This window comes from Afipia broomeae ATCC 49717 (assembly GCF_000314675.2).
Classification (GTDB): Bacteria; Pseudomonadota; Alphaproteobacteria; order Rhizobiales; family Xanthobacteraceae; genus Afipia; species Afipia broomeae.
In genome coordinates, this window is record NZ_KB375282.1 from 1,892,534 (window position 1) to 1,917,041 (window position 24,508).

The 24,508-nt window shown below is 62.1% G+C and carries 20 protein-coding genes and 1 tRNA gene; 11 read left to right on the forward strand and 10 right to left on the reverse strand.

All coding sequences use genetic code 11. From position 1 onward, the window contains the following. Positions 1-214 precede the first annotated feature (214 nt). On the forward strand, positions 215-994 hold the full coding sequence (locus HMPREF9695_RS08765) for a TetR/AcrR family transcriptional regulator (RefSeq protein WP_006020483.1): 780 nt from the start codon (positions 215-217) through the stop codon (positions 992-994). On the opposite strand, the gene HMPREF9695_RS08770 is transcribed toward HMPREF9695_RS08765, so the two are convergent. From HMPREF9695_RS08770 to dctP, 3 genes are read right to left on the reverse strand one after another with little or no spacing between them, the layout of a single operon-like run. Then, a complete protein-coding gene (locus HMPREF9695_RS08770; protein WP_006020484.1) occupies positions 991-2,349 on the reverse strand; it encodes a TRAP transporter large permease in 1,359 nt (452 codons plus the stop codon). The two genes, HMPREF9695_RS08765 and HMPREF9695_RS08770, sit on opposite strands and share 4 nt — an antisense overlap. Then, entirely contained in the window at positions 2,346-2,900 is a 555-nt protein-coding gene (locus HMPREF9695_RS08775; RefSeq protein ID WP_006020486.1) for a TRAP transporter small permease, read from the reverse strand. Before HMPREF9695_RS08775 ends, HMPREF9695_RS08770 begins: the two co-directional genes overlap by 4 nt. Beyond that, positions 2,897-3,907, reverse strand: coding sequence for a TRAP transporter substrate-binding protein DctP (gene dctP / locus HMPREF9695_RS08780; protein ID WP_006020487.1), 1,011 nt, complete (start codon positions 3,905-3,907; stop codon positions 2,897-2,899). Before dctP ends, HMPREF9695_RS08775 begins: the two co-directional genes overlap by 4 nt. Positions 3,908-4,194: 287 nt before the next feature. Here dctP and HMPREF9695_RS08785 point away from each other — a divergent pair, with 287 nt between their 5' ends. After that, positions 4,195-4,422, forward strand: coding sequence for a pentapeptide MXKDX repeat protein (locus HMPREF9695_RS08785; protein WP_006020488.1), 228 nt, complete (start codon positions 4,195-4,197; stop codon positions 4,420-4,422). Between the two features lie 77 nt (positions 4,423-4,499). On the opposite strand, the gene HMPREF9695_RS08790 is transcribed toward HMPREF9695_RS08785, so the two are convergent. Continuing rightward, positions 4,500-4,841, reverse strand: a complete 342-nt coding sequence (locus tag HMPREF9695_RS08790; protein WP_024919214.1) for a DUF6481 family protein — start codon at positions 4,839-4,841, stop codon at positions 4,500-4,502. 241 nt (positions 4,842-5,082) lie between these two features. Between HMPREF9695_RS08790 and HMPREF9695_RS08795 the strand changes: the two genes are divergently transcribed. Beyond that, positions 5,083-5,850 carry an outer membrane protein gene (locus HMPREF9695_RS08795; protein ID WP_006020490.1) on the forward strand — a complete coding sequence of 256 codons (768 nt, stop codon included), beginning with the start codon at positions 5,083-5,085 and terminating at the stop codon, positions 5,848-5,850. Between the two features lie 193 nt (positions 5,851-6,043). On the opposite strand, the gene HMPREF9695_RS08800 is transcribed toward HMPREF9695_RS08795, so the two are convergent. From HMPREF9695_RS08800 to HMPREF9695_RS08815, 4 genes are all read right to left on the reverse strand, one after another. After that, positions 6,044-6,295, reverse strand: a complete 252-nt coding sequence (locus HMPREF9695_RS08800; RefSeq protein WP_006020492.1) for a DUF1488 family protein — start codon at positions 6,293-6,295, stop codon at positions 6,044-6,046. 190 nt (positions 6,296-6,485) lie between these two features. Then, complete coding sequence (locus tag HMPREF9695_RS08805; protein ID WP_006020493.1) at positions 6,486-6,722, reverse strand: hypothetical protein; 237 nt, start codon at positions 6,720-6,722, stop codon at positions 6,486-6,488. Between the two features lie 137 nt (positions 6,723-6,859). Then, positions 6,860-8,992, reverse strand: a complete 2,133-nt coding sequence (locus HMPREF9695_RS08810) for an FkbM family methyltransferase (RefSeq protein WP_006020494.1) — start codon at positions 8,990-8,992, stop codon at positions 6,860-6,862. A 112-nt stretch (positions 8,993-9,104) separates the two neighbouring features. Then, positions 9,105-10,214 (reverse strand): acyltransferase family protein, encoded by a 1,110-nt coding sequence (locus HMPREF9695_RS08815; protein WP_006020495.1) that lies wholly within the window; start codon positions 10,212-10,214, stop codon positions 9,105-9,107. A gap of 315 nt (positions 10,215-10,529) precedes the next feature. Here HMPREF9695_RS08815 and HMPREF9695_RS08820 point away from each other — a divergent pair, with 315 nt between their 5' ends. Then, a complete protein-coding gene (locus HMPREF9695_RS08820; protein WP_006020497.1) occupies positions 10,530-10,829 on the forward strand; it encodes an HU family DNA-binding protein in 300 nt (99 codons plus the stop codon). Between the two features lie 363 nt (positions 10,830-11,192). After that, positions 11,193-11,432: a hypothetical protein gene (locus HMPREF9695_RS08825; protein WP_006020498.1), complete on the forward strand. Its 240-nt coding sequence runs from the start codon at positions 11,193-11,195 to the stop codon at positions 11,430-11,432. A 38-nt stretch (positions 11,433-11,470) separates the two neighbouring features. Here HMPREF9695_RS08825 and HMPREF9695_RS08830 read toward each other — a convergent pair. After that, positions 11,471-11,547, reverse strand: a tRNA-Arg gene (locus tag HMPREF9695_RS08830). A 312-nt stretch (positions 11,548-11,859) separates the two neighbouring features. Between HMPREF9695_RS08830 and HMPREF9695_RS08835 the strand changes: the two genes are divergently transcribed. From HMPREF9695_RS08835 to HMPREF9695_RS08860, 6 genes are all read left to right on the forward strand, one after another. After that, positions 11,860-17,082: an alpha-2-macroglobulin family protein gene (locus HMPREF9695_RS08835; RefSeq protein ID WP_006020499.1), complete on the forward strand. Its 5,223-nt coding sequence runs from the start codon at positions 11,860-11,862 to the stop codon at positions 17,080-17,082. 260 nt (positions 17,083-17,342) lie between these two features. Further along, the gene (pbpC, locus tag HMPREF9695_RS08840; RefSeq protein ID WP_245258732.1) at positions 17,343-19,385 is read left to right on the forward strand and encodes a penicillin-binding protein 1C; all 2,043 of its coding nucleotides are present in this window, start codon (positions 17,343-17,345) and stop codon (positions 19,383-19,385) included. A 50-nt stretch (positions 19,386-19,435) separates the two neighbouring features. Continuing rightward, positions 19,436-21,184, forward strand: a complete 1,749-nt coding sequence (locus HMPREF9695_RS08845; RefSeq protein WP_006020501.1) for an ArnT family glycosyltransferase — start codon at positions 19,436-19,438, stop codon at positions 21,182-21,184. Then, positions 21,185-22,027: a phosphatase PAP2 family protein gene (locus HMPREF9695_RS08850; RefSeq protein ID WP_006020502.1), complete on the forward strand. Its 843-nt coding sequence runs from the start codon at positions 21,185-21,187 to the stop codon at positions 22,025-22,027. It begins immediately after the preceding gene. A gap of 58 nt (positions 22,028-22,085) precedes the next feature. Beyond that, on the forward strand, positions 22,086-22,841 hold the full coding sequence (locus HMPREF9695_RS08855) for a glycosyltransferase family 2 protein (protein WP_006020503.1): 756 nt from the start codon (positions 22,086-22,088) through the stop codon (positions 22,839-22,841). After that, on the forward strand, positions 22,841-23,179 hold the full coding sequence (locus HMPREF9695_RS08860; RefSeq protein ID WP_006020504.1) for a lipid-A-disaccharide synthase N-terminal domain-containing protein: 339 nt from the start codon (positions 22,841-22,843) through the stop codon (positions 23,177-23,179). Before HMPREF9695_RS08855 ends, HMPREF9695_RS08860 begins: the two co-directional genes overlap by 1 nt. A gap of 104 nt (positions 23,180-23,283) precedes the next feature. On the opposite strand, the gene metC is transcribed toward HMPREF9695_RS08860, so the two are convergent. Then, on the reverse strand, positions 23,284-24,480 hold the full coding sequence (gene metC, locus HMPREF9695_RS08865; RefSeq protein WP_006020505.1) for a cystathionine beta-lyase: 1,197 nt from the start codon (positions 24,478-24,480) through the stop codon (positions 23,284-23,286). Positions 24,481-24,508: the final 28 nt, after the last annotated feature.

A 24,508-nucleotide genomic window follows, 5' to 3' on the forward strand; every position in this document is an offset into this window, starting at 1 on the left:
GGGAACAATGCGATCAGAGGCTCGTCTTTGACAGTTGTCAAGAAAATTTATACAGTCGTCAAGAAAATGCTGGTCAGGTGTCCAGTGCATCTTTCTTGTGCTGCGCTGTCCGCAGTTCCGGGCTCGCGAAGATTTTTGACGGATGAACAACAGACCTTGATCTCATGCGATCCGGTGTTATCCCTGAGGCGGGGATTTGAAAGGCTGAGAAACAATGGCTCCGGCCACGATCGAAAAAGCTGACCGCATCAACGGGCAGCGCGTCGACAAGTTTGCCGAACGACGCGCGGAACTGGCGCAGGCTGCACTGCAGACGCTGTCCGAACTGGGATATGCAAAGACCAGTTTGCGCGAGATCGCGCAGAACTCGATCTTCTCGCATGGCGTGCTGCACTATTACTTCAAGGACAAGGTCGACCTGATGATGTGCTGCGTCCGCCATTACAAGGCGGTATGCGTCACGCGTTATGACGAGGTTGTCGCGGGCGCGGCAACCTACGACGAGCTGCTCGAGGGATTTCTAGCCGCGCTGAGCGAGACCGTCCGCAATGACGCGCAGATGCACCGGCTCTGGTACGATTTGCGCTCGCAGTCGCTGTTCGAGGAAGAATTCCGGGCCGATGTTCTGGAAATCGACAAGAGCCTCGAGAACATGATCTGGCGGATCATGAGCCGGTTTTCAGAACTGACCGGTGAGCCGCAGCAGATGACGCCGGCGGTGCTTTACGCCGTTTTCGACGGACTGTTCCAGCAATGCCTGCTCAAGCATCTGGCTGGCGATGCAGATGCCATCGCGCAGATGCAGGCCGACGTCCGCGCGGTTCTGGCGCGGTTTGCGAAAAAGCCGGCCACTCCGGTCAAGGCCGTCAAAGCCAAGCCGGCCAAAGCCGGACCAGCCAAAGCCAAGTCTGCCCGAGCGATGGCGGGTGCCGTGAACCGGAAGATCTCTCAGCCTTCAAAGCGCGCGACAGCAAGCAGCCGCGCGCGCGCCTAGCGGACCGATTCCGGCCCCATCACCAGATCCGGCAGCCAGGTCGAGATGCCGGGGAAGACGCACAGCAACAACACGGCGAAGAACATCAGCAGCACGAACGGCAGCGTGCCCCAGATCACTTCGCTCAGCGGAATGTCCGGCGCGACGTTGCGGATGACGAAGATGTTCAGCCCCACCGGGGGATGAATCAGCCCCATCTCCATGACGATGGTCATGACCACGCCGAACCAGATGATGTCGAATCCGGCGGCGCGCAGCGGCGGCAGAATGATCGGCGCGGTCATCAGGATGATCGACACCGGCGGCAGGAAGAAGCCGAGCACGATCACCATGCCGAGGATGGCTGCGAGCAATTCCCACTTCGGCAGTTGCATCGCCACAATGGCGTTGGCCGCCGATTGCGAAATCGTCAGATAGCTCATGACATACGAGTAGAGCAGCGACATGCCGATAATCATCATCAGCATGGTGGACTCGCGAATCGTCGAGGTCAGGATCGGCGAGAGGTCCGCCGGTTTCCAGACGCTGTAGATCAGGGCGATCAGCAGCAGCGCCAGCAGCCCGCCGAGACCTGCGGTCTCAGACGGGGTGGCGTAGCCGCCATAGAGCGCGATCATCACGCCGGTCAGGAGGATGATGAACGGCAAGACGCGCGGCAGCGCATTGAAGCGTTCCGCCATGGTGAAATCGTCATGGGCAAGAATCGGCGATGTCGCGCCGGTCGCTTCATACGCCACCTTGGCGGCGGCATATTCCTTGCGGAAGCGGTACACCGCGTAGAAGCCGAACAGCGAGACCAGCAGCAATCCCGGTCCGATGCCGGCGAGGAACAGACGTCCGAGCGACTTTTCCGCAGCGACTGCGAACAGGATCATGGTGATCGATGGCGGCAGCAGAATACCGAGCGTGCCGCCTGCTGCGATGATCCCGGCGGCGAAGCCGCCGGAATAGCCGCGCTTTTGCATCTCCGGAATGCCGGCCGAACCGATCGCCGAGCACGTTGCGGGTGACGATCCCGCCATCGCGGCGAACAGCGCGCATGCAAAGACATTGGCGACGCCGAGACCGCCGGGCACCTTGTGCAGCCACGCATGCAGCGCGGAGTAGAGGTCCTGTCCCGCGCGCGACTTGCCGATCGCTGCGCCCTTGAGGATGAACAGTGGAATCGAGAGCAGGGTGATCGACGCCATCTCCTCGTAGACGTTCTGCGTCACCGTATCGAGGGACGCGGACGGCATGTAGATCGCCATGAACACGACCGCCACGGCGCCGAGCGCGAATGCGATCGGCATGCCGGAGAACATCGCGGCGAGGGTGGCGATGCCGTAGCTGATGCCAATTCCAAGAACGGTCATGAACGCGGAGCCTTGCCGAGAGAGGTAATGATCTGGAGCAGGATCTGGACGCACAACAGCGTCATGCCTGCCGCCATCAGGACGTACGGGATAGCGAGCGGCGGGCTCCACATCGAGTTGGAGACCTGACCGTCCACCCACGCTTCATGAGCCAGCGTCCATGATTTCCACGAGAAGAAGGCGCAGAACGCGAGGCTGGCGACATCGACCAGGGTGAGGCGTATCCGGTTCGCGGTCGGCGACAGGATGCCGACAAAGGCTTCGATGCCGATATGGCCACGCTGGCTTTGCACGAAAGCGGCGGTCATGAACGTCGCGCCGACCAGCAGAAAGACCGCGGCTTCATCCTGCCAGTAGGTCGCGCTGTGGAAGATGCTGCGCGTCAGGACGCTGTAGCTCAGGATCAGGCACGCCAGAATGAGCGCAGCGGACGCCAGCACGACGATGACGCGATTGCAGACAGCAAGAGCGCGTTCGACCCCGGCAATGAGCGGATTGCTCGAAGCCGGGGCGACCAGCTCCCGCTGGTCTTCCACCGAACCGTGCATCATGCGTCGGCCGCGAGCTTCATCAGGCTGGCAGAGGTCGCGGTCTTGCCCGAATAGTCCTTCCACGCGGTATCGCGGGCGATGTCGCGCCATTTGCCGACGATCGCAGCGTCCATTGTGGCGACCTTGGCTCCGGCTTTCTCATAGACCTTCGCCACTTCGACATCGTCGTCCTGCGCGCCCTTGCGGCCGAAGGCTTCCATTTCCGCGCCGACGGTCAGGATGATGTCCTGCTGGTTCTTCGGCAGTTTGTCGAAGATCGCCTTCGACATCATCAACGGTTCGAGCATGAACCAGTACGACTGGCCCGCGCCCGATGTCAGATGCTTGGCGACTTCCTCAAGCCGGAACGAGATCAGGCTGGTCGATGACGTGATGCCGGCGTCGCATGCACCGGTCTGCATCGCCGCATAGATTTCGTTCGACGGTACCGACAGCACAGCCGCGCCGGCGGTCTGAAGCACCATGTCCATCTCGCGCGATCCGCCGCGCACCTTCAGGCCCTTGGCATCTTCGGGTTCAACGAGCGGCCGCGTCCGGCTGGCGACGCCGCCGGCCTGCCACACCCAGGTGATGAGCATGATGCCCTTGTCGGCGAGGAAGTCGGTCAGCGCCTTGCCCACCGGTTTGTTTTTCCACCCGAGGCCCTGATCGTAACTCGACACCAGACCGGGCATCAGACCGATGTTGGTCTCAGGCAGTTCGCCGCCGGCATAGGGCAGCGGGTAGAGGCTCATGTCGAGCGCGCCTTTGCGCATCGCCGAGAACTGGGCGTTGGTCTTGATGAGCGACGAGCCGGGATAAACCTCGGCGACGATTTCGCCGCCGCTGCGTTTGGATATCTCGGCGGCGAAGACACGGGTCAGCCGGTCGCGGAAGTCGCCTTTGTCGATGGTGCCTCCGGGAAACTGATGCGAGATCTTGAGGGTGGTTGCGGCCTGCGCAGGGCCGAAGCGGAGAATGGCGGGTGCGGCAAGCGTGGTCGCGAGAAGGTGGCGTCGCGTAAGCATGGAGTCTCTCCCTGGCGTCTTTTTGCTTTTCGGTCAGCGCTTTGCGCTGATTAGAGGTCGTGCGTCATTCTGACCCAGTCATCCGCGCAATGCTACCGTTGCTGCACCGCACTACGTTGCGAAGGAGTCTATACTTTCGGCGCGTGCCGTCGTGACGGTTGGAAAGTTCCGGGAAAACCACCGGTCTGAAAATTATCTTCCGCGCGGGGGTAACGAAGCCGGCTTCTCACCGAAGACCCTGAAGCGACCTTTGTCGCACCAGAAACGGAATGAGAGGACGAACTTCAATGGCACGCACCACACGTTTCACCCTCGGCGCCACCGCTGCAATTCTTTCGCTCGGCCTGGCGTTCGCGCCCGCCGCCTTCGCTCAGGACAAGATGTCCAAGGATGGCATGAAGAAGGAAGATGCGATGTCGAAGGACGGCATGAAGAAAGATGACATGTCGAAGGATGGCATGAAGAAGGACGGCATGGCCAAGGACGGCATGAAAAAAGACGAGATGAAGAAGTAAATCTTCATCCCGTCTTTTTGCTTTTCGGCAGGCTCGCCATCCCCGGCGGGCCTGTCGTGTTCCAGATTTCGTGCGTCTTACTTCTTTGCCTTGCGTGCGGCGTAGCGCGCATCGCGCGCAGCCTTTTGCTTCGCCTTGAGCTCTGCCTCGGCAGCTTCCTTTTCCGCCTGGAGGCGCAATGCCTCGGCAGCGGCTTGCGCGGCGAGTTCGGCGTCGCGGGCCAGCTTTTCAACGCGGGCAGCCTCGCGCAGCTTCTGCGCTTCCGCGCGCGCGGCAGCCTGTGCCTGCCGTTCGGCGGCCTTCTTCTGGACCTCAGGATCATTGGGCCCCGGCTTGGCCTTGAATTTCTCGAGGATGTTCTTTCTGGCGTTCTGCGCGGCCGCGGCCCGGTCCGCGAAGCTTGGTTCCTTGAAACCCATACGGTCGATGTCTTTCTGTTGGCATGTGTCGCTGGGCGGCTTGTACCAGATTTTTTGCGGATGGTTGGAATTTGACGCGCCAGTTCGATAGGACAGCAAGGTTGTCCAAAGAGGTATCAGGGTGCGGAAAGACCGTTGCTGTGGCCCTCGGGTGACAGACTCTTGCCGCCAGTCATGATGGTATTTGGCACGGCGCGGTTCGCCAGCATTTTGAACCACACAGTTATTTCGGAGTTTTGGGATGCGTAATTTCCTGATTGCGGCCGCGGCTGCCACAGCCCTTTCGGCGAGTAACGCCTCTGCCGCTGACATCGCTGCCAAGCCCTACGTCAAGGTTCCCCCGGTGCCGGTCTACAACTGGACCGGTTTCTACATCGGCGGCAACGTCGGCGGGCAGTGGCTGGATTCTGGCTACGACGCCAGCTATCCGCCCCTGGCTCTCGTTGGATCGCGCGGCCTTCGCCACACGAGCGTCATCGGCGGCGGCCAGATCGGCTACAACTGGCAGTTCTCGCCAAATTGGCTGCTCGGCATTGAAGGCGACATCAGCTATGCCGACCACGATACGGGGGCGCTGATTATCCAGACCGCAACTCCAACGGACCACATCGATGGCGGCGCCCGTTTGCGGACGCAAGGCGCGATCCGTGGACGCTTGGGTTGGACCTCGAATGCGTGGCTGCTTTACGCGGTCGGCGGCATCGCGTTTGGCCAGACTGACACCGCCCTGAGTATCGTGCGTAATGGCGTCGGCGCGGACACGCGTACCAGTTCGGACACCCGGGTCGGCTGGACCGTCGGTGCAGGCGTCGAATACATGATGACGCCGAACTGGATCCTGGGCGTCGAATATCGCTACACCGATCTCGGCCGTGCAGATGTCATCGTTCCGGCAGGAGCGTTCCCGGCCGGGCATGGAATCGCATTCGGCAGCGCCGACTATCGCACCAACGACGTCCGAGCTCGCATCAGTTACAAATTTGGTGCCCCGGTGGTCGCCAAGAACTGATCTTGGCCGAGAACTGTTCTACAAGGTACAAAGACGACGGAAGACACTTAATCTCCATCCTTTCTCCAGTTTCCAAACTTAAGCCCGGCCTCGTGCCGGGCTTTTTTGCTCTCTGTGGCGGGTTACGAACAGCGATGACCCTCCCGCTGGAGTGGTGACGACCGCCACTCGACGCCTGGAATCGCGACGGTGTTCAGGGATTCAGGTCCTCGGTGGTGAGAACAAAGCCGTGGTCGGAATGCTCTTCACGCTGCATCTTCGCGATAGCGAGATATTCGATCTCGGCCCGGTGCTTCACAAAAATTGCAATGAGTTGCCCGTGGTTGAGGTGCTCGTCGATCACACGCTCGCGGTCCAGGAGGGCAGCCTCAGTTATCCGGCACCTCTCGGTATTTCCCTCGTAACGCACAACGAAGTCGACATAGTCGCCGCTAACGACAGCCATGAGGGTGACCCTCCGCTACCTTCCAGTCTTAACCGACAGCCGGCTGTTACGTTCCGGTCGGGCAGAGAAACATGGCCGCTCTCAAGCTTCACTGCGATCCTTGCCAATGGCGGCTGGCCGGCCCCGCACAAGCGCGTGCGGCATCATGGCTGACGTCTTCCTCAACGACGCCGACGCGGCAGGCTGCCGATCAGTTCTTCAAATCGAACTGCTTGCCGAGATGGTCGCCAATCTGGACGATGCGTGCGACGCACTCGCCGTAACCCACGGAGGACTGAGTGGCGTCGTCAGCGGTTGTCCGAAACTGCCAGGAAGCACCAGCCGGGATCACAGAGACGCTGATGCCCTCGGGACAATCGGCGTAGTGGTTCATTTCTTCGTTGAGGAGGGCAAGGAGATCTGCCGAGGTCTTTGCGGGTTTGCTCATGTCACGCACCTCCAGGTGGTGATGGAGCGAGATTAATACGAGATTTGAGACGACAGGAGACGCAGCTTGCGCCTGATTAGGCGCGGCTGAGAGATGCAATCGCATCAACCGGTCAATGCCGGATGTCCGAGCAAATATCAGGCATTGCGCGCTGATTTAACGGAGGCGGGGAGCTGAACAATCTCACCCCGATGGTCGGCTTTCACACCGGCTGCAGCGAGATAGTTTTGAACGGTGTCGTTGATGTCGTGCTTTCGATCGAGCCTGGGAAAATCCACAATACGCAGACGCCCAACCATGCGGTCCCTGCCTTTCGGTCCCAGCAATATCTTTTGCGCGAGTTCGATGTAATTCCCGATGTCGAAGTATTGAAACGTGTTCGGAAGATACTTTTCCATTTCAAGAAACTGCAGCGATCGCGTGAAATAACAGACCCTGCTCAACTCCACGGCCTGATTGGCCGGACCGGACGCGGACTGGCCCGTGTTCAGATAAGGCATGACGGCCGCGTCGCATATCTTCATGGCGAGGAGAAGATCGTCGTCGCTGACAGTGCCGATGAAATGGACCCGTTTCGTCAGCTTGTGCTTCTCGACCAGTCTGATCAGTTGGGCGAGATACGGCTGGACGCCGTCGCCGACCCGGAGAGTTGCCTCGTGAACGCCGGAAAACATCAAGAGATGGTAGTTTTCCGGCAGATGCTTCAAAGCAAGGATCGCGGTATCGAAACCTTTCTGCGGACCGATGAAGCCGAACACGCCGACGAAGCGGACGTTCGAGGGGAGATTTGGAAGGACGGACGGCAGGTTTGAGGTGTGAACCTTTTCATCCATGGCCTCGATGTAGCTCTCGGACATGTATGACAGCGGGTTATCCCGGACCTCGACGCCCGGAAGAATTCGCTTGAGAATTTGCGCGTCCGCCTTGCTGTGCGCGATTGCGCTCACCTTGTGTTTTCGGGTGTGCCCGGCGATATCGTCAAGCATGCCCCGCCACGTGAAGACGGAAAGCGCGTGACGGGCAAGCCTTACGAGCGCGCGCACCGAAAGATTTCGCGCCGTCTCCTTGAAAAGCCCCCGATACTCGTGTGGGGGGATCGAGTGAAACGTAACGATCAGCTCTTTTGAATTTTTCAGTACGGTTTGAAGCCGGCGCCGGATTTCAGCGGGCGTCAGGCCGAAAAGACTCGGTTCAAGCTGCACGCAGACGACGTCGAAATCGCGAAGGGCAGGCGCAATAGTGGCGATGTATTCGTCACCTTTCTTTCGATCCTTTTCATCCCGCAGCGTTTCACGCGGAAGAGGGACGACCGCGATGTCGAGATAAGGCTCGAGAGCCAGCTTCAGGAAGCTGCTGTAGTGCGCTATCCCGCAGCGCTCGTTCCATGTGGATAGAAGAGCGACCTTTTTCGATGCCTTGTTTTTCACAACAAGCTCTCGCCTCGGCGCGACCGGCTGTTCCGCGCCGGTTCGCGATAAATACAGATGCGCGATGTTTTGATCCCTCTGCTTCGGATCATAAATTTCTCCATCCGGTTCATTCAGCCGGATTTCAAACCCCTGCCGCATGAAGTTTTCAAGACAGGCCCTCGGATCAATTCCGCGTTCACGAATGAAAGGTTCGTGAAGTTCAAGATAGATCGACCGTAAGGATTTGAATGGCTTGAAGTCAGTCAGCGAAACCTCGTGTTCGGCCCCTTCGATGTCAATCTTCATGAAGGACGGATTCAATCCAGAGAAAGAGGTTATCGGTCTTATGGGTACCTCGAACTTGTTTCCGTCGGCGCCATGAAGGATGCGAGCGTCGGTGGACGCGATCGATAGTGTGCTCTCCCGGTCGGCAATGCCAACCATATGAACCTGAATGTTTCCGAGGCCGTTCAACTCGGCGTTCGCGGCCGTCGCGGCGGTGTTCCACGGGAAGGGATCGAATGAGTGGATGCGTCCTTCCTGTCCGACTTCCTTTGCGTACCAGACCGAGTTGCATCCGATATTGCAGCCCAGATCAAAGACCGTATCTCCACGCCTGAGCCAGTTGTGATCGCGAATTTGCTTGAACGACCATTCCGGCGTGTTGCTGTCGTACCAGGCCTTCGATTCACGATGAAATATGATCAACCGGAACTGATGGCCGAATTGATCGTGCTCGACGATGTAGGGATCCAGTCGCTCGAACGGACCTTCCATGACGACGTTTTGTTCGATGGTATCCAGCGCGCGCTGGAAGCGATCAAGAACCTGCTGGTCGTTCGAGCGTGAAAAGCTCAGCATTCGGCATTCCTGCGGTGGGTGAACGGCGCCAATGGCACGCCAATCGTGGTTGCATGATAATGAGCGAGGAAAGCAAATCCAGCCGCGCGATCGCAGCTCGGAGTTGCGTGTTTTACATCAGGGCGCGCTGAGATGCTGCGGTTGTTCGCCGCGCGGCCAGCCGATCGCGAGATCGGCTCACAAGCCAGTTCAGAAATGCGCGCGTCCTGTCCTTTTGTTTTTCCGTGATGAGCGAGAGCGTCATCGCCAGTCCCAGAACAACAAGCGAGACTGCGAGTGGAAGACCGTGCCGGCCGGGCAGTTGATAGGCCCAGGCGGGCAACAGCGCCGAGACAAGCTTGGTCAGCGGCGCACTGAAGAGGTAGATGCTGAACGTTGCTCCGGCAAAAATTCTCGCGAGGGATGTTCCTGGCAAATGCGAAGTCGCGCCTAGCATTCCGATCATGCCCAGCATGTTCGCAGCGAAAAGCCCGGCTGTCAGCCAATCAAGAGGAAAGGCGTTCGACGAATAGAATGGATAGCCGGTTGCGATGCTCAATGGTCCAACGATCTGCAAGGCGGTGAATTCGTAGAGCGGAAAGATCTGCATCAGGAGGAAGATTGCCAGCGTCGTGCCGGCGAGCAGAAGACCGAAAGATCGTGACGGCCGCCACGATCTTTGAATGTGGAATGTCGCGACACCTGCCAGCCAGCATGGCAACAGTGCCGCGATTTTGGGACCCATGAGTATGAGCGCGATGCCACCGGCCAGAAGTTTTGTCCTGCGGGATTTCGGATAGAAGACAACGCCAAACAGCGCGTAGTACCAGACCTCATAGGTGAGCGACCAATAAGGGGCATTTGAAAAACACGGATAGCTGTTATCCCAGACGTAACTTGTCATCGTCACGCAGATAGCGATTGTCTTCGCCATCTGGTCGAGAGGCGCGAAGTCCGGCCAGCCGCGCGGCCAGAGCGGACGCACATAGATGTCCACGAGGATGCCGAGAATAATGGCCGGAATGGCGACTGTGGCTATTCGCGCAATTCTGTTGATCGCGTATTGGCTGCCGGTCAGGTCTCGCTCGGCGGCTGTGTATGAGATCAGATAGCCCGACAGCACGAAGAACAGGATCACCGCGTCATGGGGCAGGGTGCGCCAGCCCAGCGCGTGGCCGAACAGCACGGTGCCCGCAGCGATAACGCGCAGCGCATCCAGATATGTCGATATCGCCGGATTCATCGCATTCGCGCGAACTGTGCGGCCAGGATGGCCGCCGGTCCTTCTTCTTTATTGTTATGCGGTGGGAGAAATCGTGGTCGCCGCCGCCGAGCGAGGCGCCATTTAACCGACTGGAAAGTTGGCGGCAAGGCGCCGGGGTTGGCGCTGATTTTCCGATCTGTGCATACGCTAAAGCCCTGAATCACAGCCCCCGGAGCTGAAAAACTGGGGACTTCATGCGAATTCAGTGCATTTTTGGCTTGGTATCGCGCTAATTCCAGTTTTGCAGACCGCAAACCACGTAAAGTCTGCAGGCACGAATCACTGGGAGCCAACATGGCAACGCAACTGACGAAGTCGCAGCTGATCGAGAAGATCGCTACGGAGAACGAAATCGCAAAGAAGGACGTCAAGGGCGTCCTCGAGACCCTCGCCAGCATTGGCTACAAGGAACTGAAGAAGTCGGGCGTGTTCCTGCTGCCCGGTTTCGCGAAGTTCGTTGTGATCAAGAAGCCGGCCACCAAGGCGCGCAAGGGCACCAACCCCTTCACCGGCGAGCCGATGACCTTCAAGGCCAAGCCGGCACGCAAGATCGTCCGGGCCCGCCCGGTCAAGGCCGCAAAAGACGCGGTCTGAACGACGACTGCCTGAATGCATAAAGGCCCGCCGGTTCATCCCGGCGGGTTTTTAGCAATGAACGCTTCGCGGACTTTCCAGGCCATCCTCGCGCGAAGCGGGTACGGGTTGTGGCCGGGGAGGCTGCGGCTTTGCACTTGGCGGGATTTTCGCGGCGTCCGTCATCGGGCAAATTCCTTATGATGCGTTGCAGCATTACATAGGGCGTTTCGGTCCCAATCCCCGTCATCCTTTAGTCTTGGATGCTTCCGGCAGACCACAACCGCTGGTTCAACAGTCTGCGCCTGCACGGCACTTCCCGCGATCGCCGGGAACGGATTCCCCATTGATCTCTTAAACAATGGCGCATCCAGGAGCCCGGCCATGACAGACCAAATTCCCCCGCAGCCATTCATCTACGAAGGGCTGGACCCCGTCGAAGACGAGGATCGCTTCGGCATCGGCAAGCTGTCGGCCGCAGTAAAATCTCTCAGTGATCTTGTGGAGAGCGCCAAGAAGCCCGGCATGCCACTCAGCATCCTGAGCAATATTGCGCGCGAAGCCCCGCTCGGGTCGCTGCTCGCGGCCTTCGTGCTCGGCATTGCAATCGGGCGGCGGCGCTGAGCTGAGCTCGACATTCTCCGGATGGATCTGGCACGAGTTGGCGATCCCAGCAGGATTCGAACCTGCAACCCACGGAGTAGAAATCCGTTACTCTATCCAGTTGAGCTATGGGACCGTTGGGGCCTTCATACCACCGCGATCGTGAAAAAACCGCCACCCGGCCGTGAAATTTCTGAACCTGTCCGAGGGCTCAGCCGACAAACCGGTGGGGCATACCCGAGGGCCTGCATTGCCTTTGGGGTCTCCCGACCTACAGTCGTGTTTTAGCCGGGTCAATGGCTGGGAGCGCTGCCTTGTGCCGCACATGTGCGGCGGTCGCGCGGAATCTTTCGACCCGATATCGGTAAGACCATGAGTCTGTCACGATTCGCGCATTGTCTATATTTCAAGCGACCTCGCTCAGCGTCGCCCGCAAGGAGTTTTCATCATGATTGGTCTGGTTCGCGCCATGTCGGTTTGCGCCACGCTCGCGCTTGGTCTGGTTTCAGCCCATGCTGCCGACAAGGCGTTCAAGCGGGATGACCTGGCGGACTCGGCGATCCGGCTCGAGGCCCAGATCAAGACCGAGGCCGGGATCATCAACAAGACCGTCGCGACGCTGAAGTCGGATACCGATGCCGCCTTCAAGCGCAGTGATCTGCGCGGCGCGCTGGTTCTGCTGGGACAGACGGCCGCCGTGGCCCCGGAGGACAGCGGCAACTGGCTGAGGCTGGCGAAGACCGTGTTCCAGATCCGCCCGTCGGATAACCGCGAGCGGACCTTCTTCCACGAGCGTGCGTCAACGGCGGCCTACATCGCCTATCAGCGTGCCGCGAATGCAGCCGAGGAAGCCGATGCGCTGGCGGTGCTCGGCAGCGCGCTGGCGGAGCGCAAGCTCTGGCGTCCGGCGCTCGATGCGCTGCGCCTGTCGCTCGACCAGAAGGAAGTCGCCGACGTTCGCGGCCAGTATGAAAAACTGCGCGATGAAAAGGGCTTCCGGCTGCTGGATTACAGCGTGGATTCGGACTCGGCCTCGCCCCGCGCCTGCTTCCAGTTCTCGGAAGACCTCGCCAAGCGGGCCGACTTCAATCCGTTCGTCGCGCTCGCGGGGACTGACAGCCCGGCGCTGACCTCGGAGGAGAAGCAGCTCTGCGTCGAGGGCCTCAAGCACGGCGAGCGCTACACCATCAACCTGCGTGCCGGCCTGCCGTCGACGGTGAAAGAGACCCTGCCGAAATCGGCGGAGTTCAACATCTATGTGCGCGACCGCAAGCCGTTCGTACGCTTCACCGGCCGCGCCTACGTGCTGCCGCGTACCGGCCAGAAGGGCATTCCTCTGGTCAGTGTCAACACACCCTCGGTGTCGGTGAACATTTTCCGTATCGGCGACCGCAACCTGATCAACTCGGTGCTGGGCAGCGACTTCCAGCGCAGCCTGTCGAGCTATGAACTGTCCGACCTCGGCAACGAGAAGGGCGTCAAGGTCTGGACCGGCGAGGTAGCGACTGCCGCCACACTCAACGCCGACGTGGTCACCGCATTCCCGGTCGATCAGGCGGTCGGCGAGATGCAGCCGGGCGTCTACGTGATGACGGCCGCCGCCAAGGGACCGGGCTCCGGCGGCGACGACGATTCAAGTTCGCTGGCGACGCAGTGGTTCATCGTCTCGGATCTGGGCCTGACCGCGTACTCAGGCAATGACGGCGTCCATGTGTTCGTCAACTCGCTCGCCTCAACCGAGCCGACGGCGAATGCCGAGGTTCGTCTGGTGTCGCGCAGCAACGAAGTGCTCGCGACACGCAAGACCGACAGCGCGGGTCACGTGCTGTTCGAAGCGGGGCTGGCGCGCGGCGAGGGCGGGCTTTCTCCGGCCTTGTTGTCGGTCTCCGGCGACAAGGGCGATTACGCCTTCCTCAGTCTGAAATCGAATGCGTTCGATCTGACCGATCGCGGCGTCTCGGGCCGCACAGTGCCTGCTGGGCCGGATGCGTTCGTCTACACCGAACGCGGTGTCTATCGCTCCGGCGAGACCGTCTACGTCACCGCGCTGCTGCGCGACGGCAAGGGCAACGGCGTCACCGGCACGCCGATGACGCTGGTGGTCGAGCGGCCCGACGGTGTGGAATTCCGCCGCACGGTTGTGCCCGATCAGGGAGCTGGCGGGCGAAGCCTGACGCTGCCGCTCAATTCGGCGGTGCCGACCGGCACCTGGCGGGTCCGCGCCTTCACCGATCCGAAGGCGCCGTCGGTGGGCGAAACCACCTTCATGGTCGAGGATTATGTCGCTGACCGGATCGAATTCACCTTAACTTCCAAGGCGAAGCAGATCACGGCTGAACTTCCAGCAGAACTTGAGGTCGATGGCCGCTTCCTCTACGGCGCACCCGCCTCGGGTCTAGCGCTTGAGGGCGACATGCTGGTGACGACCGCGACGGACCGTCCGGGCTATGCCGGCTACAAGTTCGGCGTCGCCGACGAGGAAACGGCAAGCAACGAGCGCACGCCGTTGGAAAACCTGCCGGAGGCCGATGCCAACGGCAAGGCGACCTTCAAGGTCAGTCTGCCGAAACCTCCGTCCTCGACGCGTCCGCAGGAAGCGCAGATTTTCGTCCGCATGGTGGAGACCGGCGGCCGCGCGGTCGAGCGCAAGCTGACGATTCCGGTCGCGCCCAGTGACGCGATGATCGGCGTGAAGCCGCTGTTCTCGGACAAGAATGTCGCCGAAGGCGATCCTGCCAACTTCGATGTTGTCTTCGCCGCCCCCGATGGCAAGGCGCTTGCGCGCAGCGACCTGCGCTACGAACTGCTCAAGCTTGAATCCCGTTATCAATGGTACCGGCAGGGTTCGTCCTGGGATTACGAGCCGGTGAAATCCACCAAGCGCGTGGCGGACGGCGCCATCGCCCTGACGGCGGACAAGCCGGCGCGTATCCAGGTCGCGCCCCAGCCCGGGCGCTATCGCCTCGACGTGAAGACCGGCGACAACGATGGCCCGATCACCTCGGTCCAGTTCGACGTCGGCTGGTATTCCGACGGCAGCGCCGATACGCCGGATCTGCTGGAAACGTCCATCGACAAGCCGGAATATAAGTCCGGCGACACGATGGTTGTGTCCGTGAACGCGCGCACGGCAGGCAAGCTCACCATCAATGTGCTGGGCGACCGCCTGCTGACCACCCAGTCCGCTGACATCAAGGAAGGCCAGAACAAGGTCAACGTTGTAGTCGGCAAGGACTGGGGCACGGGTGCCTATGTAGTCGCCACGCTGCGCCGTCCGCTGGATGCCGCTGCCCAGCGCATGCCGGGCCGCGCCATCGGCCTGAAGTGGTTCGGCATCGACAAGGCCGAGCGCACGCTCAAGGTCTCGCTCACGCCGCCGGCGCTGGTGCGTCCGGGCACGGCGCTCAAGCTGCCGGTGAAGATCGAAGGTCTGAGCCGTGGCGAGGACGCCAAGATCGTGGTCGCCGCCGTCGATGTCGGTATTCTCAACCTGACCAACTACAAGCCGCCTGCGCCGGATGACTATTATCTCGGCCAGCGCCGCATGACGTCCGAAATCCGCGACCTCTACGGGCAACTGATCGACGGCATGCAGGGCACCCGCGGGCAGATCCGCACCGGCGGTGACGGCGCTGCTGCCGAGTTGCAGGGCAGCCCTCCGACACAGAAGCCGCTCGCGCTTTATTCCGGCATCGTCACAGTCGGCGCCGATGGTACGGCAAACATCTCCTTCGACATTCCGGAGTTTGCCGGCACCGCCCGCGTCATGGCCGTGGCCTGGACCGCGACCAAGGTCGGCCGCGCCAACACCGATGTCACGGTGCGCGATCCTGTGGTGCTGACGGCAACGCTGCCGCGCTTCCTGCTCAGCGGCGATCGCGGCACCATGAACCTCGATCTCGATAATGTCGAAGGTGCTGCAGGCGACTATGTCATCAGCGTCAAGCCGTCCGGCCCGCTGAAGCTCACCGGCAACCCGGCGACCACGATGCGGCTGGCTGCCAAGCAGCGCAGCACCGTTGCGCTCGCCATCGATGCGACAGGCGGAGCAGGGGCCGCCGCGCTCGATGTCGACATCAAGGGGCCGAACGGGCTGACGCTCGCGCGGCACTACGACCTCAACGTCAAACCGGCGACGCAGATCCTCGCGCGCCGCTCGGTCCGCACGCTGGCGAAGGGCGAGAGCCTGACGCTGACGAACGACATGTTCTCCGATCTCGTGCAGGGCACCGGCGGGGTGCAACTGTCGGTCGGCCTGTCTACCGCGCTCGATGCCGCCACGATCCTGAAAGCGCTGGACCGTTATCCGTTCGGATGCTCCGAGCAGATCACCAGCCGCGCGATGCCGCTGCTTTATGTCAACGATCTGGCGGCGGAGAACCATCTTGCGCTGGATACCGGCGTCGATCAGCGCATCAAGGATGCGATTGATCGATTGCTCGCGCGGCAAGGCTCCAACGGTTCGTTCGGCCTCTGGTCGGCGGGCGGCGACGATGCCTGGCTCGACGCCTATGTCACCGACTTCCTGACACGGGCGCGCGAGAAGGGCTTTGCCGTACCGGACGTGCTGTTCAAGACGGCGCTGGACCGCATCCGCAACTCGGTGGTCAATGCCGAGGAGCCGGAGAAGGACGGCGGCCGCGATCTCGCCTATGGCCTCTACGTGCTGGCGAAGAACGGCACCGCGCCGATCGGCGACCTGCGCTATCTCGCCGACACCAAGCTGAACAACATCGCCACGCCCATTGCCAAGGCACAGTTGGCGGCGGCGCTGGCGCTGGTCGGTGATCGTGGCCGCGCTGAGCGCGTCTATGCGGCGGCGGTGAACAGCCTCGCGCCGAAGCCTGCGCTTGAATTCGGCCGCATGGACTACGGCTCGTCGCTGCGCGACGCGGCGGCGCTGGTCTCGCTGTCCAGCGAAGGCAATGCACCGAAGGCGACGATCAGCCTCGCGGTCGAGCGCGTCGAGGCCGCGCGTGGCCTGACGCCCTACACCTCGACGCAGGAAAACGCGTGGCTGGTTCTGGCCTCGCGGGCGCTGGCGAAGGAGGCGAATGGTCTTGCGGTAACGGTCAACGGCGAGACAGCGAAAAACGCGGTTTACCGCAACTACCGCAGCGCGGACGTCGCGGCGAAGCCGATCACCATCACCAACACCGGCGACACGCCGGTGCAGGCGGTGGTCTCGGTCACCGGCGCACCGGTCACGCCGGAGCCTGCGGCGTCGAACGGCTTCAAGATCGAGCGCAACTTCTTCACGCTCGACGGCAAACCCGCTGACGTGAGCAAAGCGAAGCAGAACGACCGCTTCGCCGTCGTGCTGAAGGTCACCGAAGCCAAGCCGGAGTTCGGCCGCATCATGGTGGTCGATTATCTCCCGGCGGGGCTGGAGATCGACAATCCGAAGCTGGTGTCGTCCGGCGACTCGGGAACGCTCGACTGGATCGAGGACGGCGAGGAGCCGGAGAACACGGAGTTCCGCGATGACCGCTTCAGCGCGGCCATCGAGCGCGAAGCCAAGGACGAAGCCGTGTTCACGGTCGCCTACATCGTGCGCGCGGTATCGCCCGGCAAGTACGTGCTGCCGCAGGCCTATGTCGAGGACATGTACAATCCCTCGCGCTACGGCCGTACGGGTACGGGAACGGTCGAGGTAACGAAGGCAAAATGAGCGAGAAGGCCGACCATAATTCTCAGGTCACCGGCGAAACTTCTCCGGTCGTCCCGGCGCAGCGGATGCATGCTCTTGCTTCACCTCTCCCGTGGGGAGAGGTCGGATCGCGAAGCGATCCGGGTGAGGGCGTAGAATCTATCGATGGATCGAGAGCCCCTCACCCCAACCCTCTCCCCACCGGGGAGAGGGGGCCGATTTCGCTCGCTGCAAGGTCGGCACCGCCGAGAGACATACTTCGCAGCTTCGCACTATCGACCATGGCTGTGTTTGCTTTCCTGGTCATCGCCGCCGCCATCTGGATCGCCTCACTCCCGCCGCTGCCATTCACCGACGCAAAGAAGGTCTCCACCACCATACTCGACCGCAACGGCAAGCTGTTGCGCGCGTTCGCCATGGCGGACGGGAGGTGGCGCCTGCCTGCTCACGCCAAGGATGTCGATCCCGGCTATCTCAATCTGCTGCTGAGCTACGAGGACAAGCGCTTCCGCTCGCATATCGGTGTCGATCCGCTGGCGATGGGACGCGCCGCGGCCCAGCTCGTCACGCGCGGACACATCGTGTCCGGCGGCTCGACCATCACCATGCAGGTGGCGCGGCTGATGGAGCCGCGGCAGGAGCGCTCGGTGACGGCCAAGCTGCGCCAGATGGTGCGCGCGATCCAGCTCGAGCGCACACTGAGCAAGGACGAGATCCTCGATCTCTATCTGACGCTGGCGCCGTTCGGCGGAAACCTCGAGGGCGTCCGCGCGGCCTCGTTCGCATACTTCGGCAAGGAGCCGAAGCGGCTCTCGCTTGCAGAGTCCGCGCTGCTGGTGGCGCTGCCGCAGTCGCCGGAAACGCGGCGGCTCGATCGTCATCCCGAGGTGGCGCAGGCTGCGCGGGATCGCGTGCTCGCGCGCATGGTGGAAGACGGCCGCGTTTCCGCCGACGATGCGGCGCACGCCAAACGCGAGATCGTGCCGCGATTGCGCAAACCGATGCCGCTGCTCGCGCCGCATGCGACCGATCAGTCGCTCGCGATCATGAAGGACACGCCGGTGATTCAGCTCACACTGGATTCAACGATTCAGAAAGCGCTGGAGTCGCTGGCACGGGATCGCGCGATTGCACTCGGACCTGACGTCTCGGTCGGCATTCTCGCGGTCGACAACGAGAGCGGCGATGTGCTGGCGCATGTCGGATCGTCCGATTACTTCGACACAAGGCGTGCAGGGCAGGTGGACATGACCCGCGCGGTGCGCTCGCCAGGCTCGACGCTGAAGCCGTTTATCTACGGTCTCGCGTTCGAGGATGGCTTCGTGCATCCCGAAAGCCTGATCGAGGACCGTCCGATCCGCTACGGCAGCTACGCCCCGGAAAACTTCGACATGACGTTTCAGGGCACCGTCACTGTGCGCAAGGCCTTGCAGATGTCGCTGAACGTGCCGGCCATCGCGCTGCTCGACCGCATCGGCTCCAACCGGCTCACCGCGCGGATCAAGCAGGCGGGCGCGAACCTGATCCTGCCCAAGGATGAAACGCCCGGTCTTGCCATGGGCCTCGGCGGCGTCGGCGTCACACTGAATGATCTCGTCCGGCTCTATTCGGGTTTCCCCCAGCTTGGCGAGACGACAGCGCTGCGGGAAATCGTGCGGCCGGACGACGCAGCCGAGCCCGAGACGCGGCGTCTGCTCGATCCATCGGCCGCATGGCTGGTCGGCAATGTGCTGATGGGCACGCCGCCGCCGGACAATGCGCCGCATAACCGGCTCGCGTTTAAAACGGGCACGAGCTACGGCTACCGCGATGCCTGGTCGGTCGGTTTTGACGGCCGGATGACCATCGGCGTTTGGGTCGGCCGTCCTGACGGTGCCCCGGTTCCGGGCCTGACCGGCCGGACGGCGGCGGCTCCGATCCTGTTCGATGCCTTCGCACGCACCGGGAAGCTGCCCATGGCGCTGCCGAAAGCCCCGAAAGGAACGCTGATGGCGAGCAACGCCAGGCTGCCGCTGCCGCTCCGGCGTTTCCGTCCGTCTGGCGACTTCGTCCGGACCGGCAGCGAACAGGCACTGCGCATTCAGTTCCCCCTGAACGGCTCGCGGATCGACGCCTATGGCGGCGGCGAGACGGGCCAGTCGGCCATGCCAGTCAAGGTCGCGGGCGGGGTGCTGCCCATGACCATGATGGTTAACGGCGTCGCGGTCGGAAATATCGACAGCCGGCGCCAGAAACTGGTCGATCCGCCGGGGCCGGGCTTCGTCCGGCTGACGGTGATGGATGCGACTGGCGCGGCGGACACAGTCGTCGTGAGAATTCAGTAGGGCGGGCTCAACCTGTTGTCCGGCTATCGGTTTCAGCGTATGCGGAACCGATGGCTGAGAGCTACCCAAGACCCCGATTTGGCGCGCCGCGCGAGCCCGTGGAACAGAAAAACCCGGGCAGTGGACTCGCGCGCGTCGTTGACGTCGCGGTCGGGAGCCATGCCCGCGCCGTCACCCTGCTTGTGCTGGTCGGCCTGCTGTTTTTCCTGCCCGGTTTCTTCAACATTCCGCCGGTCGACCGTGACGAAGCCCGCTTCGCGCAGGCGACGAAGCAGATGGTTGAGAGCGGCGATTTCGTCGACATCCGTTTCCAGGACGAGGTGCGCTACAAGAAGCCCGTCGGCATCTATTGGCTGCAGGCCGCCGTCGTGGAAACCGCATCCAAGCTCGGCCTGCCGCGCGCGCAGGTTCGCATCTGGCTTTACCGCATTCCCTCCATGATCGGCGCGATCGGCGCCGTGCTGCTCACGTACTGGACGGCGCTGGCCTTCGTGACCCGGCGGGGCGCGCTGATCGCCGGCCTGATCATGTGCAGTTCGATTTTGCTGGGTGTCGAAGCGCGCCTCGCCAAGACCGATGCGATGCTGCTGCTGACCACCACGGCCGTGATGGGCGCGATGGCGCGAGCCTATCTGTCGTGGCAGCGCGGCGACGACAATCCACATCCGTCGTGGACACTTGCGTTTGTGTTCTGGACCGCAATTGCGGGCGGCATTCTGCTGAAGGGCCCGCTGATCCTGATGTTCGTCGCGACGACCGTCGTGACCCTCGCGGTTCTCGATCGTTCGTCGGCGTGGCTGTGGCGTCTGCGTCCGGTCTGGGGATTGATGTGGACGCTGGTGCTGGTGCTGCCGTGGTTCATCGCGATCTTCCTCAAGGCCGGCGATACCTTCTTCGCAAATTCGCTTGGCGCCGACATGCTGAGCAAGGTCGCCAGTCCGCAGGAGTCGCATGGCGCGCCGCCGGGACTCTATTTTGTCCTGTTCTGGGTGACGTTCTGGCCCGGCGCCGCGATGGCCGGCATGGCGACCCCGGCGATCTGGCGCGCGCGCCGCGAACCCGGTGCGCAGTTCCTGCTGGCATGGCTGTTGCCGGCCTGGATCGTCTTCGAACTCGTCATCACCAAGCTGCCGCACTATGTGCTGCCGCTTTATCCGGCCATCGCCATCCTGATCGTCGGCGCGCTGGAGCGCAAAGTGCTGTCGCGTTCCGCATGGATCGTGCGCGGGTCGGCATGGTGGTTCGTGTTGCCGCTGATCATCACCGTCGCATCCATCATCGGAGCGATCGCGCTGCTGCGGCAGCCGGAGTTTCTGGCCTGGCCGTTCGCGGCTGGTGCGTTGATCTTCGGACTCTTCGCCTGGTGGATGTATGACGACACTCACGCCGAGCGTTCTCTGCTGAATGCGATCGGCGCATCGTGGTTCATGGCGGCGTGTATTTACGGCGTCGTGGTGCCGTCGCTTGCGCCGTTGTTCCCGAGCGTCCAGATCGCGCGTGCGCTGCGCAGCGTCGAATGCGTCGGACCGGCAGCCGCGGCCGCAGGTTTCCAGGAGCCGAGCCTCGTCTTCATGGTGGGCACGTCGACCGTCCTGACCAACGGCTCGGGCGCGGCGGACTTCCTGTTGCAGGGAAGCTGCCGGTTTGCGCTGGTGGAATGGCGCGAGGAGCGCGCGTTCGCGCAGCGCGCAGAAGCAATCGGGCTGCGCTACAACGCCGGCACGCGCATCGATGGTTATAATTTCTCGCAAGGCCGCGCGATTTCGGTCGCTATCTTCCGCTCCGAAGGTACGGAGTAAATGGCGACTGGACCCGGCGCGCGACCGGCAAATTATGTGACGCTGGTCGGGCAGGTCGCGTGGCAGTCGGTGGCGCGGCTGGTGCGTGCGTCGTCGCACTCGCGGCGTGCCGAGGCGCGCCGCGCTCTGGCGCGGAGATGGATCGGGGTGGCCGCACTGACGGCGATCGCCATCGGCATTCTGATGTTCGCAGTCGATGTCGCCGCCATCAAGCAGATGCCCGCGCGCGGCACTGCCAGCCTGTGGTGGCTGCGGATCTTCACCGATTTCGGCAAGTCGACTTATGTGCTGTGGACGCTGGCGGGACTGCTCTTCATCATTCTGCTGATCCAGCCGTTGCTCAGCGACGTCTTGCGATCAATGCTGATCGCGTTTGGCGTGCGCATTCAGTATCTGTTCTTCGCGGTGCTGTTCGCGGTTCTGTGCGGCGAACTTCTGAAATACATCATCGGCCGGAGCCGGCCTTTTGTCGGCGGCGATGCCAACGCGTTTTTCTACCAGCATTTTGCGGGCAATCCGGCCTTCGAGAGCCTGCCGTCCGGTCACGCGACCACGGCGTTTGCGCTCGCCTTCGCGGTCTCCGCCGTGTGGCGGCGGATGACGCTTTTCATGTTCGTCTATGCGGTGCTGATCTGCGTCAGCCGGGTGGTTCTGCTGGCCCATCACCCGAGCGACGTGGTCGCGGGGGCGCTGACCGGCATCATCGGCGCGATGATCGTCCAGTACTGGTTCGCGGCCCGCCGTCTCGGGTTCAAAATCGTGAGCGGCGGGGCCATTGAAACCCTCGCAGGACCGTCCTGGTCCGCCCTGAAAAGGGTTGCCCGCGGGGCGTTCGCACCATAAGAAGCGGTCGCCCGGTACGGTTTTGACCGCGTTTTCGGGTTTTCGGACCCATCGAGATATGAACGATCAATCCAGCATCCCCGGCCTGCCGGCCCCCGACGTATCGATTGTGGTTCCCGTCCGCAACGAACAGGACAACGTCGCGCCGCTGATCGCCGAGATCGCGGCGGCGCTCGATGGCCGCTGGGCCTACGAGATCATCTACGTCAACGACGGATCGACGGATGCAACCGGCGAGCGGCTCGCCGCCGAGATGAAGGCGCGCGGTAATGTGCGCCAGATCCGGCACGCCGCCTCAAGCGGCCAGTCGGCCGCGGTGCGGACCGGCGTTCGCGCGGCGCGGGGAAAGATCGTCGCGACGCTCGATGGCGACGGGCAGAACAATCCGGCGTTTCTTCCGGCCTTGATCGAGGCGATCGAGAAGGGCGGCGACAAGGTCGGCCTCGCGGCGGGACAGCGCGTCGGCCGCAAGGACACCGGCTTCAAGCGGTTTCAGTCGCGCGCGGCCAACGGCGTGCGCAACGCGATCCTGCATGACGGCACCCGCGACACCGGCTGCGGATTGAAGGCGCTGCGCCGCGATGTGTTCCTTGCTTTGCCATATTTCGATGGTCTGCATCGTTTTCTTCCGGCGCTGGTGCGGCGGGAGGGTTACGACATCGTCTATGTCGATGTGATTGACCGTCCTCGGCATTCCGGCGTGTCGAACTACGGGTTCTTCGACCGGCTCTGGATCGGGATCATGGATCTTGCGGGCGTGTGGTGGCTGATCCGCCGCAAGAAATCCACGCCGGTCGCAACGGAGGTGACCTGATGCTGATTCAGTTCGGTCAGGATCTTGGCAATTATCTCTACGATGTGTTCGTCGCGAAGTTCGATTTCTGGCTCGCGTTCGGCCTGATCGCGCAGTTGCTGTTCACGGCGCGGTTTCTCGTGCAGTGGATTTCGAGCGAGCGCGCCGGCCAGAGCGTTGTGCCGATGGCATTCTGGTTCTTTTCGATGGGCGGCGGGTTCATGACCCTGATCTACGGCATCGCCAAGCGCGAGCCGGTGATTATTCTGGGGCAGGGACTGGCGACGATCATCTATATCCGCAACATCATGCTGATCCTGAAGAACCGCGGGTCGGGATCGAAGGTCGAGAAGAACTGAAAAGTCAGCACCCCGTCATTGCGAGGAGCGTAAGCGACGAAGCAATCCATTGTTGCACGTCGCTGTGGATTGCTTCGCTTCGCTCGCAATGTCGAAAAGTGAGATTACGCCGCCGCCTTCAGCGCCGCGAAACCTCGCTCAAGATCGGCCTTCAGGTCGTCAAGATTTTCCAGACCGATGTGGAAACGCAGCGTCGGCCCGCCCGGATTCCATGTTGTAGCCGTGCGATAGGACGCGCAGTCGAACGGAATGACGAGGCTCTCGAAGCCACCCCACGAATAGCCCATGCCGAACAGCGTGACCGTGTCGAGGAACGCATCGACCGCCTGCTTCGATGCCGGCTTCAGCACGATGCTGAACAGGCCCGTGGCGCCGGTGAAGTCGCGCTTCCAGATCGCGTGTCCCGGATCGGTCTCCAGCGCCGGATGAATGACCCGCAAAACTTCCGGACGCGATGCGAACCAGCGCGCCATCTCGAGACCCGCCTGCTGGTGATGGGCGAGGCGCACGGACAGCGTCCGGAGTCCGCGCAGCGCGAGAAAGACATCGTCGGGACCGGCGCAGACGCCGAGCAGCCGAATCGCTTCGGTGATCAAAGGCCACGTCTTTGCGTTCGCCGAGATCGTCCCGAACATGATGTCCGAGTGGCCGCCGATATATTTTGTTCCGGCCTGAATGCTGATGTCGACGCCCTGATCGAGCGAGCGATGAAACAGCGGCGTCGCCCAGGTGTTGTCGTCCACAACCAGCGCGCCCCTGGCATGCGCGACGGCCGCGATGGCCGGAATATCCGGCATCTCGAATGACTGCGATCCCGGCGCTTCGACAAGGACGGCCCTGGTGTTTGGCTTGAACAGCTTTTCGACGCCTGCTCCGATCAGCGGATCGAAATAGGTGGTCTCGACGCCATACCGCTTGAGCACGCTGTCGCAAAAGTTTCGTGTCGGGCGATACACACTGTCGATGACGAGTAAGTGATCGCCGGCCTTGAGAATCGCCAGCAGCGCTGTGGAAATCGCGCCCACGCCGGACGGCGCCAGTCCCACGCCGGCACAGTTCGGTCCTTCCAGCGCCATCAGCGCCTGCTGGAGCGCCTTGGTGGTCGGCGTGCCGTGCCGCCCGTACTGAAACTCGCCGCGGTGGGCATGGAGGTCTTCGGCGGTCGGATAAAGCACTGTCGAACCGCGCACGATCGGCGGGTTGATGAAGCCCTTTTGCGCAACGGTGTCGCGCCCGGACGTGACCAGTTCGGTCTGCGGATCAAGCGGTTTCGAGGGACGGCTGTCTTTTGGGGAAGTCATGTGACGATCACTTGTGCAAGACATCTTG